The sequence below is a fragment of the Citrobacter sp. Cpo071 genome (assembly GCF_030332765.1).
Classification (GTDB): Bacteria; Pseudomonadota; Gammaproteobacteria; order Enterobacterales; family Enterobacteriaceae; genus Citrobacter; species Citrobacter portucalensis.
In genome coordinates, this window is the sequence record NZ_JAOWHE010000081.1 from 157594 (window position 1) to 173108 (window position 15515).

The 15515-nt window shown below is 53.4% G+C and carries 17 protein-coding genes; 3 read left to right on the forward strand and 14 right to left on the reverse strand.

The features are described from left to right. Positions 1-199: 199 nt before the first annotated feature. Positions 200-1750 (forward strand): membrane-bound lytic murein transglycosylase MltF, encoded by a 1551-nt coding sequence (mltF, locus tag OGY09_RS13950; RefSeq protein WP_008785489.1) that lies wholly within the window; start codon positions 200-202, stop codon positions 1748-1750. 40 nt (positions 1751-1790) lie between these two features. On the opposite strand, the gene tadA is transcribed toward mltF, so the two are convergent. Genes tadA through murQ form a run of 4 tightly spaced genes read right to left on the reverse strand, consistent with a single transcriptional unit; the run spans position 1791 to position 5262 of the window. Beyond that, positions 1791-2327, reverse strand: a complete 537-nt coding sequence (tadA, locus tag OGY09_RS13955; protein ID WP_275399177.1) for a tRNA adenosine(34) deaminase TadA — start codon at positions 2325-2327, stop codon at positions 1791-1793. 28 nt (positions 2328-2355) lie between these two features. After that, positions 2356-2991 carry a phosphatidylglycerophosphatase C gene (yfhb, locus tag OGY09_RS13960; RefSeq protein WP_032944252.1) on the reverse strand — a complete coding sequence of 212 codons (636 nt, stop codon included), beginning with the start codon at positions 2989-2991 and terminating at the stop codon, positions 2356-2358. 3 nt (positions 2992-2994) lie between these two features. Then, positions 2995-4359, reverse strand: a complete 1365-nt coding sequence (locus OGY09_RS13965) for a PTS transporter subunit EIIC (RefSeq protein ID WP_032944253.1) — start codon at positions 4357-4359, stop codon at positions 2995-2997. Positions 4360-4368: 9 nt separating this feature from the next. Next, the gene (gene murQ / locus OGY09_RS13970) at positions 4369-5262 is read right to left on the reverse strand and encodes an N-acetylmuramic acid 6-phosphate etherase (RefSeq protein ID WP_032944255.1); all 894 of its coding nucleotides are present in this window, start codon (positions 5260-5262) and stop codon (positions 4369-4371) included. Between the two features lie 117 nt (positions 5263-5379). Between murQ and OGY09_RS13975 the strand changes: the two genes are divergently transcribed. Both OGY09_RS13975 and OGY09_RS13980 read left to right on the forward strand, forming a co-directional pair. Beyond that, positions 5380-6228 (forward strand): MurR/RpiR family transcriptional regulator, encoded by an 849-nt coding sequence (locus OGY09_RS13975; protein ID WP_032944256.1) that lies wholly within the window; start codon positions 5380-5382, stop codon positions 6226-6228. Between the two features lie 55 nt (positions 6229-6283). After that, positions 6284-6544, forward strand: a complete 261-nt coding sequence (locus tag OGY09_RS13980) for a YfhL family 4Fe-4S dicluster ferredoxin (protein WP_003037590.1) — start codon at positions 6284-6286, stop codon at positions 6542-6544. A 106-nt stretch (positions 6545-6650) separates the two neighbouring features. Here the strand turns inward: OGY09_RS13980 and acpS are convergent, their stop codons facing one another. The 10 genes from acpS to rseA form a co-directional block, all read right to left on the reverse strand. Then, on the reverse strand, positions 6651-7031 hold the full coding sequence (acpS, locus tag OGY09_RS13985; RefSeq protein ID WP_003037588.1) for a holo-ACP synthase: 381 nt from the start codon (positions 7029-7031) through the stop codon (positions 6651-6653). Beyond that, entirely contained in the window at positions 7031-7762 is a 732-nt protein-coding gene (gene pdxJ, locus OGY09_RS13990) for a pyridoxine 5'-phosphate synthase (RefSeq protein ID WP_008785494.1), read from the reverse strand. The genes acpS and pdxJ overlap by 1 nt, the downstream gene beginning before the upstream one ends. Positions 7763-7777: 15 nt before the next feature. After that, a complete protein-coding gene (gene recO / locus OGY09_RS13995; RefSeq protein WP_008785495.1) occupies positions 7778-8488 on the reverse strand; it encodes a DNA repair protein RecO in 711 nt (236 codons plus the stop codon). 27 nt (positions 8489-8515) lie between these two features. Then, on the reverse strand, positions 8516-9421 hold the full coding sequence (gene era / locus OGY09_RS14000; protein WP_003037581.1) for a GTPase Era: 906 nt from the start codon (positions 9419-9421) through the stop codon (positions 8516-8518). Beyond that, positions 9418-10098 carry a ribonuclease III gene (rnc, locus tag OGY09_RS14005; RefSeq protein ID WP_003037579.1) on the reverse strand — a complete coding sequence of 227 codons (681 nt, stop codon included), beginning with the start codon at positions 10096-10098 and terminating at the stop codon, positions 9418-9420. The genes era and rnc overlap by 4 nt, the downstream gene beginning before the upstream one ends. 269 nt (positions 10099-10367) lie before the next feature. Continuing rightward, on the reverse strand, positions 10368-11342 hold the full coding sequence (gene lepB, locus OGY09_RS14010) for a signal peptidase I (protein WP_003835329.1): 975 nt from the start codon (positions 11340-11342) through the stop codon (positions 10368-10370). A 15-nt stretch (positions 11343-11357) separates the two neighbouring features. After that, positions 11358-13157 carry a translation elongation factor 4 gene (lepA, locus tag OGY09_RS14015; RefSeq protein WP_003037577.1) on the reverse strand — a complete coding sequence of 600 codons (1800 nt, stop codon included), beginning with the start codon at positions 13155-13157 and terminating at the stop codon, positions 11358-11360. A 270-nt stretch (positions 13158-13427) separates the two neighbouring features. Next, entirely contained in the window at positions 13428-13892 is a 465-nt protein-coding gene (gene rseC, locus OGY09_RS14020) for a SoxR-reducing system protein RseC (protein ID WP_003037576.1), read from the reverse strand. After that, positions 13889-14845 (reverse strand): sigma-E factor regulatory protein RseB, encoded by a 957-nt coding sequence (gene rseB, locus OGY09_RS14025; protein WP_003835334.1) that lies wholly within the window; start codon positions 14843-14845, stop codon positions 13889-13891. Before rseB ends, rseC begins: the two co-directional genes overlap by 4 nt. Next, positions 14845-15495, reverse strand: coding sequence for an anti-sigma-E factor RseA (gene rseA / locus OGY09_RS14030; RefSeq protein ID WP_008785497.1), 651 nt, complete (start codon positions 15493-15495; stop codon positions 14845-14847). The genes rseB and rseA overlap by 1 nt, the downstream gene beginning before the upstream one ends. Positions 15496-15515: the final 20 nt, after the last annotated feature.

Below are 15515 nucleotides of genomic sequence, written 5' to 3' on the forward strand. Positions count from 1 at the left end.
AAAGAATCTACCGCGCCGACGAAACCGTTTGCGTCGAAATAAAATCACGACCGTCACTTATCATCAAATGCGGTCAGATTTCTGAATAAGTTGCCAACTGACGCAAGTTTAAGCAAAATGCCGTTCATCAATGACGACTTCACTTCTTAATCAACACCACAGCAGACAGAGACAACGTACGGTTCAGAGAATTAACTAATTGAAAAAATTAAAGATTAATTATCTGTTCATCGGCATATTGACGCTGTTGTTGGCAGCGGCCCTTTGGCCATCTATCCCCTGGTTCGGTAAAGCCGAAAATCGTATCGCCGCCATTCAGTCGCGGGGAGAGCTGCGCGTCAGTACCATTGATTCGCCATTAACTTACGCGACCCTCAACGGCAAAAAATTCGGTCTGGATTATGAACTGGCCCAGGAATTTGCCGACTACTTAGGCGTGAAGTTAAAAGTTACCGTACGCCAGAACATCAGCCAGCTTTTTGACGACCTGGATAACGGCAATGCCGACCTGCTAGCCGCAGGCCTGGTCTATAACAGCGAGCGGGTTAAAAATTACCAGCCCGGCCCGACCTATTATTCGGTTTCACAACAGCTGGTGTACCGGGTTGGGCAATACCGTCCGCGCACGCTTGCCACGGTGAACGAAAACCAACTGACTATCGCCCCGGGGCACGTGGTGGTTAATGACCTCCAGCAGCTAAAAGAGAAAAAATTTCCCGATCTGAGCTGGAAAGTCGATGACAAAAAGGGCACCACCGAACTGCTTGATGATGTAATCGCCGGAAAGCTGGATTACACCATTGCCGATTCTGTTGCCATCAGCTTATATCAACGCGTGCATCCTGAGCTGGCCGTAGCGCTCGACGTCTCTGACGAACAACCGGTGACATGGTTTAGTCGGCTGGACGATGACAACACGCTGTCTGCCGCCCTACTGGATTTCTTCAACACCATGAATGAAGACGGTTCTCTGGCACGGCTGGAAGAGAAATATCTCGGGCATGGCGATGATTTTGACTATGTTGATACCCGCTCCTTTTTACGCGCCGTAGACAGCGTGTTGCCGGACCTCAAGCCGCTGTTTGAGAAATATGCGCAAGAGATAGACTGGCGACTGCTGGCCGCTATCTCGTATCAGGAATCACACTGGGACGCGCAGGCCACCTCTCCAACCGGCGTACGCGGACTGATGATGCTGACCAAAAATACTGCTCAAAGTCTCGGGCTGACCGACCGTACCGATGCCGAACAGAGTATCAGCGGCGGCGCGCGATACTTGCAGGATATGATGAGTAAAGTACCGGATACCGTCCCCGAAGGAGAACGCATCTGGTTTGCCCTTGCAGCCTATAACATGGGTTATGCACACATGCTGGATGCGCGGGCGCTGACGGTGAAAACCAAAGGCAATCCGAACAGTTGGTCCGACGTAAAACAGCGATTACCGTTGCTCAGCCAAAAGCCGTATTACAACAAGCTGACCTATGGCTATGCACGTGGCCACGAAGCTTACGCCTATGTGGAAAATATCCGTAAGTACCAAATTAGCTTGGTGGGATATCTGCAAGAGAAAGAAAAACAGGCGCTAGAAACGCAGCAACTGGCGCAGGATTACCCGACGGTGACGCCCGCAGAACTATTAGGTAAAGAGAAATTCCCGCTTTCGGCGTTTCTGTCTCAAACGTCGTCAAACTACCTGACGCACTCCCCTTCCCTGCTGTTTTCACCGCATAAAAAAGAGGAGAAGTAGTCTTGTACGCCTGATAAGCGCACTGCCATCAGGCTGAGAGTTACTGATTAGCGGATTTTTTCAGGGCCTTGATTTCCTGCCGGCGCATGCGGAAAAAATCACTGAGCAACGTGGCACATTCATCCCGCAGTACCCCCTCTGTCACTTCAACCCGATGATTCATTCCAGGGTGATGCAGTACATCCATTAATGACCCGGCAGCGCCCGTTTTCGCATCGCGCGCACCAAAAACGACCCGACCGATACGGCTGTGCACCATCGCGCCAGCGCACATTACGCACGGCTCCAGAGTGACGTACAGCGTGGCATCTAACAGGCGGTAGTTTTGCAGCACCAGGCCGCCCTGACGAAGCGCCATAATCTCAGCGTGGGCAGTCGGATCATGATGTCCAATAGGGCGGTTCCAGCCTTCGCCAATTACTCGGTTGTTATGTACCAATACCGCACCCACCGGGACTTCACGCTCATCCCAGGCGCGCTTAGCCAGCGTTAAAGCATGACGTATCCAGTATTCGTGGCTAAATTCAACATCTGACAAAGGGGTAACTCCAGTAATCAAAGCGGGCGCATTATACACGTCATACTTCAAATTGCATGTGCGTTAGCTATTCGAGTTGCTGAAGCTCTCCGCGCGGCGTGACGCGCCAGCGATGCTGGCAAAAAGAGAGCAGAGGATTGTCCTGATTACTGTCACTATAGCCACTGTAAAGCTTTAGCGGCGCGCCAATGTGGCGTTCCAGTTGTGTCACTTTCTCATGGCCCAGACAGCGCAAAGTCAGTACCCAGCCGCCGTATCCCCGCGCCATTTTGCTGGCGATCAGATTGACTCGCGGTAGCCATGGAGTATCAAAGTAAACCTGCTCGACCAGTGACTGCGGAGAGCCGGTAATAAGCCAGATATCAGCGTCGGAGCTTAACAGGTAGGTTGTCAGCCGCTGCTGCACGAGCGGAAACGCCGTCACGTTACTGCGAAACCAGCGCACAAAGTCGGCCTGATGCGCTTTCAGACGCGCTTCGCTGCGCCCAAAAGTGCATCCCCATAACAGCAGGCTCATTGGCCAGCGGGCGGCACGTCCTTTTATCAGCAACGCCAGCGCAATCACCGGTAACAAAGGCAGCACAAGCAACGCGTTCAGCGGCTGGCGACGCAGCAGATAACGAATAAAACTACCGAACATGTCCTGCTGGTGTAACGTGCCATCCAAATCAAAAAAGACAACGCGGCGCTGGTGATTGGTCAAACCTTATTCCTCTGGATCAGTGAATCCCAATAGCCAGGTAAACAGGAACCCGGCGATAACTGCTACCAGATAGCCTAACAGATAGAACATCACTTTTCCGGCAACAATCGTCAGTGCCAGCGGTAATCCGGAGATGCCAAAGGTGATGACCGTCGCCACCTTCCAGTAGCTAATCAGCGCCCCACCTACCGCGCCGCCAAGACAGGCACCGATAAACGGCTTACCCAACGGCAGCGTTACGCCAAAAATGAGCGGCTCGCCAATCCCCAGCAGTCCGACCGGTAGCGCCCCTTTGATCACTTTCTTTAGCCGCGCATTACGGGTTTTCATCAGAACCGCGATCGCAGCACCTATTTGCCCAACGCCCGCCATCGCCAGGATCGGAAAAAGCGCGTTATAACCGTGCGCCTGAACCAGCTCAACGTGGATGGGCACCAATCCCTGATGAAGTCCGGTGAGCACCAACGGCAGGAAGGTTCCTGCCAGCACAGCACCGACCAGAAAACCACCGCGATCGATAGCCCAGGATGCGCCGTGAGCGATAGATTCAGAAATCCATCCGCCAAGCGGTTGCAGCGCCACAATCGCGATGACACCGGTAATGATGGTGGTTAGCAGCGGGTTAAGGATAAGCTCCAGTGATTCCGGCAACAGCGTGCGGAATTTACGTTCGATCCAGCACATCAGCGCAACCACCAGCAATACCGCAATCACCCCACCGCGCCCCGGCTGCAACGCTTCGCCAAACAGGGTAATTTGCGCCAGCTGAGGGCTGGAAAGGATCCCCGCCATCACCCCGCCCATTGCCAGGGAGCCACCGAAAACTTTGGCGGTATTCACCCCGACCAGAATATTCATAATGGCAAACACGGCGCTGCCAAATATGCCCATCAGTCCCAGCATATTTGGATAGTGGGTCGCAAAATCCCCCACGATATCCGGGCGCTTAAGGATGTTAATAATGCCGGTAATCAAACCAGAGGCGATAAACGCCGGAATAAGAGGGATAAAGACGTTCGCCAGCTTGCGCAGCGCATCGCTCATCGGCGCTTTGTACTTCGCTTTGGCCTCTGACTTGGTGCGCTCAATATCATTGGCACCTACTCGCTCGCCGCCATCGGCAATCAGGGAACGCATGGCATCCACCACTTTGGCAGCTTTACCGGGGCCGACAATAATCTGGTGCTGTGTGCCCTGCTTCACGTAGCCGCTAACGCCGGGCAGTTGCCTGAGGCGGGGAATATCGATCTGCCCGTCATCCTGAACTTCCACCCTGACACGGGTCATACAGTTTTCCAGACGCAGAATATTGTTCTCTCCGCCAACGCCCAGCAGGATGTCGCTGGCCAGCAACGCCGTCTTATCCATATACACCTCTTAGTGTTCTAACGCCGCGCGTAAAAAACCCTGGTGAGCGGCAAGCTTTTCGCGGGCGGCAGCGGCATCCAGACCGGTGAGCGCCATTAAAATAGCTGGCTTAACATCATAATCCGTCTGCTTCAGCAGCGTTTCAGCTTGAGCCCGCGCAATACCGGTGGCTTCAACCACCATACGGCACGCCCGATCGACCAGTTTGACGTTGGTTGCCTGCATATCCACCATCAGGTTCTGGTACACCTTGCCAAATTTCACCATCGCGCCGGTGGAGATCATATTGAGCACCAGCTTTTGCGCGGTGCCGGATTTCAGTCGTGTTGACCCGGTCAGCGCCTCAGGCCCTACTACCGGAGAAATAGCAATATCCGCTTCATGCGCGATAGGGGAATCCGGATTGCAAGAAATAGCCGCCGTTGTACAGCCCACCGAACGCGCATATTTCAACCCGCCAATTACATACGGCGTGCGACCAGAAGCTGCCAGCCCCACCACCAGATCCTGTGCGGTAAGATTGAGCCCACGCAGATCGTCTTCGCCTAGCTGCGGGTTGTCTTCTGCGCCTTCTACTGCCTTCAGCAAAGCGCCCGGTCCCCCGGCAATCAGCCCAACCACCAGACCGTGCGGGACGCCGAAGGTCGGCGGGCATTCAGACGCGTCCAGCACCCCAAGACGCCCGCTGGTACCTGCTCCCATGTAAATAATGCGTCCACCGGCTTTTAGCGCGTCAGCTGCCGCATCGACCGCACGCGCAACTTCGGGAAGAGTTGCTTTTACTGCTTCAGCTACCAGCGTATCCTGTTGATTAAAACGATGAACCAACTCCAGAGTGGAGAGAGCATCCAGATCCATGGTCTGAGGATTGCGGGTTTCTGAAACTAACGCACCGAGATTCATTTTTTGTTCCTTAGGAATTTTTAATTCATAATAATCTGTCATAATGGAATATTATATTCACTAAGGCGAGTGATATTTTGTTTTGTAATCGCCATCACATTTTCGCCAGGAGAAAGCATGAACTGTTTAATTCGCATTCGTCAGCGTTATCCGGATCTCGCGCAAAGCGATAAAAAACTTGCGGATTATCTTCTTGCTCAGCCGGATACTGCGCGTCATCTCAGTTCACAACAGCTGGCCTTTGAAGCGGGCGTCAGCCAGTCCAGCGTGGTGAAATTCGCGCAAAAGATGGGCTTTAAAGGATTCCCGGCACTCAAACTGGCGATTAGCGAAGCATTGGCCAGCAATCCCAACCCCCATTCCATTCCGGTACATAATCAGATTCGCGGTGACGACCCGATGCGAATGGTAGGCGAGAAACTGATTAAGGAGAACGTGGCGGCGATGCATGCGACGCTGGACGTCAACAGCGAAGAGAAACTGATGGAGAGCGTCACGATGCTGCGTTCAGCCCGCCGCATTATCGTGACCGGGATTGGCGCATCGGGTCTGGTGGCACAGAATTTTGCCTGGAAGCTGCTGAAGATTGGTTTTAACGCGGTGGTGGAACGCGATATGCACGCCCTACTGGCGACGGTGCAGGCGCTTTCGCCCAACGATCTACTGCTGGCCATTTCGTATACCGGAGAGCGTCGCGAGCTCAACCTGGCTGCGGATGAAACGTTGCGCACCGGCGCGAAAATCCTCGCCATCACCGGATTTACACCGAACGCACTGCAGCAACGGGCAAGTCATTGTCTGTACACCATTGCCGAGGAGCAGGCCACGCGCAGCGCAGCGATTTCCTCCACCCATGCGCAAATGATGCTCACCGATTTACTGTTTATGGCGCTGGTGCAGCAGGATCTGGAGCATGCCCCGGAACGTATTCGCCACAGTGAGGCACTGGTAAAAAAACTGGTCTGAGCAAAGAATGCGCGTATAATGCCCGCCCGATTTGTGATGTTTTGAGAGTTTCCTGATGGCCCTGTTAATCACTAAAAAGTGTATCAATTGCGATATGTGCGAGCCCGAATGCCCGAATGAGGCGATTTCGATGGGTGATAGCATTTACGAGATTAACAGCGACAAGTGTACGGAATGCGTAGGCCATTACGACACGCCAACCTGCCAGAAAGTGTGCCCGATCCCCAATACTATTTTGAAAGATCCGGCGCATGTCGAAACAGAAGAGCAGCTGTGGGATAAGTTTGTGCTGATGCACCACGCCGATAAACTTTAGCCGCGTCGCCATCTGGCGATGAAGCCCCTACCCTGCCCCTGCAACAAACGCATAACCCGTAGGCCGGATAAGACACTACGCGTCGCCATCCGGCATCGTCCTGAATCTAACTTTCGATAATCACCGTGGCGCAGGCGTAGTGACGCTCATCGGCCAGCGTCACATGCATGTGCGCAACGCCGAGTTTTTCCGCCAGTTTTAACGCCTCTCCCCATAATCGCAGACGCGGCTTACCGAGTTCGTCGTTAAAGACTTCAAACTGATTAAATGCCAGCCCATTGCGAATACCCGTGCCAAAGGCTTTTGCTGCCGCCTCTTTGACTGCAAAACGCTTCGCCAGAAAACGCACCGGCTGCTGATGCGTTTCCCAGATTGCCCATTCGTTGTCGCTGAGCACACGTCTTGCCAGGCGGTCGCCGGAACGGGAGATCACCGCTTCGATGCGGGCAATCTCCACGATATCCGTACCTAATCCCAGAATCGCCATTAGCCACGCGCTTCCAGCATCAGGCGCTTCATTTCTACTACGGCCTCTTTCAGGCCGCTCATCACCGCACGTCCAATAATGGCATGGCCAATATTCAGCTCGTGCATTTCCGGGATACGCGCGATAGCTTTAACATTGTGATACGTCAGACCGTGACCCGCATTCACCTTCAGGCCAAGACTTGCAGCATAGGTTGCCGCTTTGGCGATACGCGCCAGTTCGCTGGCCTGTTCTGCGTCGGTTTTCGCATCGGCGTAACAGCCGGTGTGAATTTCAATAAACGGTGCGCCAACTTCCGCAGCGGCCTTAATCTGCTCTTCATCGGCATCGATAAACAGCGAAACCAGAATGCCTGCGTCCGCCAGGCGTTTGCAGGCATCGCGCATCTTGTCACGCTGACCGGCGACGTCCAGCCCACCTTCAGTGGTAACTTCCTGACGCTTTTCCGGCACCAGGCAGCAAAAATGCGGCTTAGTCTCAACGGCAATCGACAGCATCTCTTCGGTGACTGCCATTTCCAGATTCATGCGTGTATCCAGCGTCTGGCGCAAAATACGTACGTCACGGTCGGTGATATGACGACGGTCTTCACGCAGATGTACGGTAATACCGTCCGCGCCCGCCTGTTCAACGATAAACGCTGCCTGAACCGGGTCCGGATATGCGGTACCGCGTGCATTACGTAAAGTGGCAATGTGGTCAATGTTGACGCCTAACAGTAATTCGGCCATGACAATCCTCGTTTTTTATTTTCGCTTCGGCATAAACTGCCGGAATAATTCGCGGCTCTTTAAGGGCTTACCACCAAGATACGGCTTTAACGCCATGCGGGTAAAGCGTTTCGCGGCGCGAAGCGTATCAGCATCCGGAAATTCCCGCGATTCGAGTGCTTTCAGATGGCGTCCGGTAAAGGTGGCGTTATCAATCACTACGCTTGCGATAAACCCTTTTTCTTCCCTGTAGCGATAGGTCATGGTGTCGTCTACCGGCTCGCCGCTGCCCGCACAGTGGGTAAAATCGACGCCATACCCCAGATGACCAAGTAAGGCTAGCTCAAAGCGACGCAACGCAGGTTCTGGCGAACCCGTCGCGCCAGCCAGCGCCTGAATGCAGTTCAGGTAATCGAAAAAGAGTGCAGAAAAGCGGGTTTCGTATTCGAGTACGCGCGAGATAAGCTCGTTAATATACAAGCCGCTGTACAGCGTGATTCCGCTAAGGGGGAGTGCCAGAGAAACGGCTTCGGCGCTGCGCAAGGTTTTGACCTCGCCACGTCCACCAAAGCGAAGCAACAACGGGGTAAAAGGCTGGAGTGCGCCTTTAAGATTGGAGCGTTTGGAACGTGCGCCTTTAGCCACAAGGCGCACGCGACCCGACTCTTCCGTGAAGACGTCCAGCACGAGACTGGTTTCGCTCCAGGGGCGACTATGCAGGACAAAAGCGCGTTGCCATCCTTCCATATACTCGCCGTGTTTCAGAGGATGTGTTTAGACGTCGTCGCCGTAACCGAGGCTACGCAGCGCGCGTTCGTCATCGGCCCAGCCGGATTTCACTTTCACCCACAGTTCGAGGTGAACGGGCGCTTCGAACATCTCCTGCATGTCTTTACGCGCTTCGATGCCGATGGTTTTAATCTTGGCCCCTTTGTTGCCAATAACCATCTTCTTCTGCCCTTCACGTTCGACGAGGATCAGGCCGTTAATGTCGTAGCCACCGCGTTCGTTAGAGATAAAACGCTCAATCTCCACGGTAACGGAGTACGGCAGTTCAGCACCCAGAAAACGCATCAGCTTTTCACGGATGATTTCAGAGGCCATAAAGCGCTGAGAACGGTCGGTAATGTAATCTTCCGGGAAGTGATGAATAGCTTCCGGCAAATGCTTACGCACGATGCCCGCTACGGTATCGACATTCAAGCCGGTTTCGGCAGAAATCGGTACGATATCAAGGAAGTTCATCTGGCTTGCCAGGAACTGCAGGTGCGGCAGCAGATCGGCTTTTTCCTGAACGTTGTCGACTTTGTTGACGGCCAGAATAACCGGGGCTTTGCCATCACGCAGCTTGTTGAGCACCATTTCGTCGTCCGGCGTCCAGCGGGTGCCTTCGACAACGAAAATAACCAGTTCAACATCACCGATCGAGCTGCTCGCCGCTTTGTTCATCAAGCGGTTAATAGCCCGTTTTTCTTCCATATGCAGACCCGGGGTATCAACATAAATCGCCTGATACGCGCCTTCGGTATGGATGCCAACAATACGGTGACGTGTTGTCTGAGCCTTACGTGAGGTAATAGAAATCTTCTGCCCAAGCAGATTATTCAACAGGGTGGATTTGCCGACGTTCGGGCGACCGACGATAGCAATAAATCCGCAGTAGGTTTTCTCTTCGCTCATTCCAGCTCCAGTTTTTTCAACGCCTGTTCGGCGGCAGCCTGCTCAGCCTTACGACGGCTCGAACCTGTGCCAACCACCGGTTCACTCAGGCCGCTGACCTGGCAGTGGATAGTAAATTCTTGATCGTGTGCTTCACCACGGACCTGTACCACCAAATAAGACGGCAGAGGCAGGTGGCGGCCCTGCAAATATTCCTGCAGGCGCGTTTTCGGATCTTTTTGTTTGTCGCCTGGGCTAATTTCATCCAGACGAGTTTGATACCAGTTCAGGATCAATTGCTCAACGGTTTGAATATCGCTGTCGAGGAAGACGCCGCCGATCAAAGCTTCAACGGTATCCGCCAGGATTGATTCACGACGGAAGCCGCCGCTTTTCAGCTCACCTGGCCCCAAACGTAAACATTCACCGAGGTCAAACTCACGGGCTAATTCAGCCAGCGTATTGCCGCGAACCAGCGTCGCGCGCATGCGGCTCATATCACCTTCATCCACACGCGGGAAACGGTGATACAGCGCATTAGCGATAACAAAGCTCAAAATAGAGTCGCCTAAAAATTCTAAACGCTCGTTATGTTTGCTGCTGGCGCTCCGGTGAGTTAATGCCTGCTGCAACAGCTCCTGATGATTAAAAGTGTAGCCCAGCTTCCGTTGAAGCCGATTAATTACGATGGGGTTCATGCGATACCAATAAATGAATGCGTCAACAATTCAGCACACGAAACAGACCTGATATACGCATTTCGCTGAGCCATCCGGCTTCGCCTGCATGCTTTTGTATACAAACCAACGCTGTTTCGTGTGCCGTGGCAACCTGTCGGTGCCAACCTAAAACTTCGGGGGAATATTCTATACACAACGACAAGGGATGTCGTTAGTCTGCGGGAATTTATCCGAGAAATAATTCACGCTGCCGCCGTAATGACGACAACGTGAACGATTATCGGTGATTAGTGAATGCCACCAATACGGCTTAAACGCACACCGGTCGGCCATTCACCTTCTTGCTTATCGAAACTCATCCAGATAGCGGTCGCTTTACCAACCAGATTCGCTTCCGGTACAAATCCCCAGTAACGGCTGTCCGCGCTGTTATCACGGTTATCACCCATCATGAAGTAGTGTCCCGGCGGAACGATCCAGGTTGCCAACGGCTGACCAGGTTGACGGTAATACATCCCCACCTGATCCTGCGCAATCGGCACGGTCAGAATGCGGTGCGTAACCTCACCCAGCGTTTCTTTACGCTCAGAAAGGCGAATACCGTTCTCTTTCGTTTCGTTCAGCGGAACTTCAAAGAAGCCGCTGGTCGCTTCACCGCCGTTACGACGAGCAAAGGTCTGTACAAAATCACTTGGCTGAACATCAGAGTACGTTACCGGCAGCGCGTTTTCACACGCCTGACCGGAACGGCATCCTGGCTGAATAGTCACCTCTTTCGCCACTGGATCGTACGTTACTTTGTCTCCCGGTAAACCGACAGCACGTTTAATGTAGTCCAGACGCGGATCTTCCGGGTATTTAAACACCACGATATCACCGCGTTTCGGATGACCGGTTTCGATCAACGTTTTCTGGTAAATCGGATCTTTAATCCCGTAGGCGAATTTCTCCACCAGGATAAAGTCACCGATAAGCAGCGTCGGCATCATCGAACCTGACGGGATCTGGAATGGTTCATAGATAAATGAACGCACCACCAGCACAATCGCCAGTACCGGGAAAACGGACGCCCCGGTTTCCAGCCAGCCTGGCTTAGGTGCCACTTTTTTCAGCGTAGCTTTATCCAGTGAATCACCTGCAGCAGCTTGCGCTGCTGCCTGACGCTCCCGGCGCTTTGGCGCGAAGATGAATTTATCTACGCACCATAAAATGCCCGTCACCAGTGTGGCAATCACCAGAATCAGGGCAAACATGTTCGCCATGCCAACTCCTTAAGATTATTTGCTGTCTTTACCGACATGCAGAATGGCGAGGAACGCTTCCTGCGGCAGTTCGACGTTACCGATCTGCTTCATGCGCTTTTTACCCTCTTTCTGTTTTTGCAGCAGCTTTTTCTTACGGCTGATATCGCCACCGTAGCATTTCGCCAGAACGTTTTTACGCAGCTGCTTAACCGTTGAACGCGCGATGATGTGCGTACCAATGGCCGCCTGGATCGCGATATCAAACTGCTGGCGAGGGATCAGATCTTTCATCTTCTCAACCAGTTCACGGCCACGGCTCTGGGAGTTGTCGCGGTGGGTAATCAGCGCCAGCGCATCGACACGTTCGTTGTTGATAAGGACATCAACACGCACCATGTCAGACGCCTGGAAGCGTTTGAAGTTATAGTCCAGCGACGCGTAGCCGCGAGAGGTCGACTTCAGACGGTCGAAGAAATCGAGTACGACTTCCGCCATTGGAATCTCATACGTCAGCGCCACCTGGTTACCGTGGTAAACCATGTTGGTCTGGACGCCGCGCTTCTCGATACACAGGGTGATGACGTTGCCAAGGTAAGCCTGCGGCAGCAGCATGTGACACTCAGCGATCGGCTCACGCAGTTCGTAGATGTTGTTCAGCGGCGGCAGCTTGGACGGGCTATCGACGTAGATAGTCTCTTTCGCCGTGGTTTCGACTTCGTAGACTACGGTCGGCGCGGTGGTGATCAGATCCAGATCGTATTCACGCTCCAGACGTTCCTGAATGATCTCCATGTGCAGCAGACCAAGGAAGCCACAACGGAAGCCGAAGCCCAGCGCGGTAGAGCTTTCCGGTTCGTAGAACAGGGAGGCGTCGTTCAGGCTCAGTTTGCCAAGCGCGTCACGGAAGTTTTCATAGTCGTCAGAGCTCACCGGGAACAGACCGGCGTAAACCTGCGGCTTCACTTTTTTAAAGCCTGGCAGCGGTTTGTCTGCCGGGTTACGCGCCTGCGTCAGGGTATCGCCAACCGGTGCGCCGAGGATGTCTTTAATCGCACAAACCAACCAACCTACCTCGCCGCATTTCAGCTCGGTACGGTCAACCTGTTTTGGCGTGAAGATGCCCAGACGGTCGGCGTTATAGACCTGACCGGTGCTCATTACTTTAATTTTGTCGCCTTTACGCATGGTGCCGTTTTTAATACGCACCAGTGACACCACGCCAAGGTAGTTATCGAACCAGGAGTCGATGATCAGCGCTTGCAATGGGCCTTCCGGATCGCCTTCCGGCGGCGGAATGTCGCGTACCAGACGTTCAAGAACGTCAGTGACGCCAACGCCGGTTTTCGCCGAGCAGCGAACGGCATCTGTCGCATCGATACCGACGATATCTTCGATCTCTTCCGCTACGCGTTCAGGATCGGCGGCTGGCAGGTCAATTTTATTCAGTACCGGTACTACTTCCAGATCCATTTCCATGGCGGTATAGCAGTTAGCCAGGGTCTGCGCTTCTACGCCCTGTCCGGCATCAACAACCAGCAATGCGCCTTCACAGGCAGCAAGCGAGCGGGAAACTTCATACGAGAAGTCAACGTGGCCCGGGGTGTCGATAAAGTTAAGCTGATAGGTTTCACCATCAGATGCTTTGAAATCGAGCGTCACGCTCTGCGCTTTGATAGTAATACCGCGCTCACGCTCAAGATCCATCGAGTCGAGAACCTGCGCTTCCATTTCACGGTCAGACAGGCCACCGCAGATCTGGATAATACGGTCAGACAGCGTCGATTTACCGTGGTCGATGTGAGCTATGATTGAAAAGTTACGTATGTTCTTCATATAGTGTAATTATTGTGCCTTACGCCCGCCGGAGCAGGCTCTGAGAAGTCGCTGATCTGAGCTTAACGTCTGTTTAAGTGAAACGCCGCATTCTACACTACAACGCTGAGGCGAGGAAACGTTCATAGAGCAAGGATAGCGGGAACTGGAAACAACCTTGCAAAGTCGGTGAAACTTTTGCCGGATGGCGGCATAAACGCCTTATCCGGCCTACGCCTGCATCTGAGCACGCTGTAGACCTGATAAGCGCAACGCCATCAGGCAAAGATATCACTGCTGGGTTTCGACGCGAATAAGATCGGGTGGGAGAGCAACGTTTAGAATGACCGGCTGCCAGGCTTCGCGCTCAGCAAGCTTACGAGAGTATCCACGAGCAATCAGGAATCCGCCCACGCCCCCCAGCACTGCGCCGCTTAATGCCGCAAGATCGGAACCAAACAGCACCTGGAACAGCGCCGCGAAAAGAAACAGTCCCGCCAACGGAGACATGTAGACCAGCATCGCCGATCCCAACAGGCTACCTTCGGCAATGCCCAGTTCAACTTTTTGACCAGGGGTCAAGGGTTCGTCGCAGGGCACCACGATAGTGTGTGTGGTCTGTGGTCCCAGTTTGTTCAGCACGCGGCTCCCGCATCCGGCCCGGGAAGCGCAGCTGCTACATGATGCTTTAACATCACAGCTGACCGTCGCCAGACCATTTTGCCAGGAGACGACCGTCGCCCACTCTTTAATCATTGTGCTGCCCTGAACTTGATATTGTCCGCGATACGCTTCGCCGTTTGTGGCGGAAGCTCGCCCACAATCGTAATTTCCGCGTTATCACGCACGCTGGTGCTGACCGTTCTGCGACCAGTACGCAGCAGTTGATCGGCGCTGTTCTGCGTCGCACGGTTTACGTTCACGGAGAAACTAAACAGGCCATCAGAATAAAGGCGTGATTCAATCGGCATGTTATCCATCGTCGGCAGCGGACGTCGACTGCTTGAGACCTCACTGAAACCTTGTGGCAACCACGACGGACTCCAGTTGAAGTTGGTTTTCTCGCCTGCAGGAACCGACAGCAACGGTGGTAAATTCGCTTTTGCTAACGTCTGCATGCTGTCGCTAACACCGTTATTCACGGTAAAGGAGATTACACGGAACTGTTCCAGCGTTTCGCCATCACGATCGAGGAGATCGACACGCATTGGCAGTTTGGTCTCCGTGTCCATCCAAACGATATAGCTGTAACGGGTGCCGTCACGCGCCACAACGCGGATCACTTCACAGAGCCGATCGGCAATACGGGTGCGGCCTACTGAGATAAAATCATAGTAGGGAGCAAGGCGTTTGAAATCGGTGTAAATCAGGGATGGCAGAGAGTCAACAATATAGTCGCCGTTCAATGTGAACGGTTCGAGACCTGGCTCAAAATAGCTAATTTCGTTGCCGCGTTGCACCACTTCCCGGCGCGGTCCATCCATTTGTAATAGTTGCGCAAGTGGACGGTTATCCTGGCGGGCATGACGATAACGTAGGGATTCAACACCCTGCTTATTGATGCTGACAAATGACAGCTCATAGGTTAGCGACTGGCTGGCCAGATTCATCTGCTGCAACAACGCCCCGGACGCAGGATTGGCCGAGGCGTTTACAGAGAAGAACAGGCTACCAGCCACAAGTGACATGGCAAACCAAAGTTGCTTCATTACTGCGATTGCGTTCCTAAAGTTTGAATTCCTGGCACCTGCACAGCGGCTTGCTGTGTTTGGGCCTGCTCAAACTGAAGCTGTTCAGAGTGCAGTCGACGTTGCAGTTCGTAATCCTGCAACATAGCATTAATACGACGACGCTGCTCCTGTACCTGCTGTTGTTGACCGCCGCTGGCCGTCGCGTCAGAAGGTACACCCAGGCTTACCGGACTGGCTTTACCCATCATCGGTAATGTATTAAATACCGGTGTTTCGGGCTGCTGGGACGTTTCAGATTGCCCATTATAGTGCTGGACGCCAACGATAACTGCAAGTGATACGCACGCGGCCACACCCATTTGGGTAAGCTGCGCGGCCCACGGACGCATTTTCTTCCAGAATGGCATTTTCTGCCACTGGTGCGGTGCTGGCTGGGCCTCAGGAATCAATGGCGCCGTCTGACGTACTGGCTCATCCTGGATGGCGGCCATTACGCGGGCGGAAATATCGAAATGGAGAACGTCGGCAGTATCACCTCGCATGGAATCGCGAATCAGGTGATAACTCTCCCAGGTTTTTTGCATTTCCGGGTCGTGAGTTAGCTCTTTGAGTAACTCAGTATCCAGCGTTTCGCCATCCATTAAAGCGGAAAGTTTCTCTTTCTGCATGCCTAATACCTTTTCCAGTA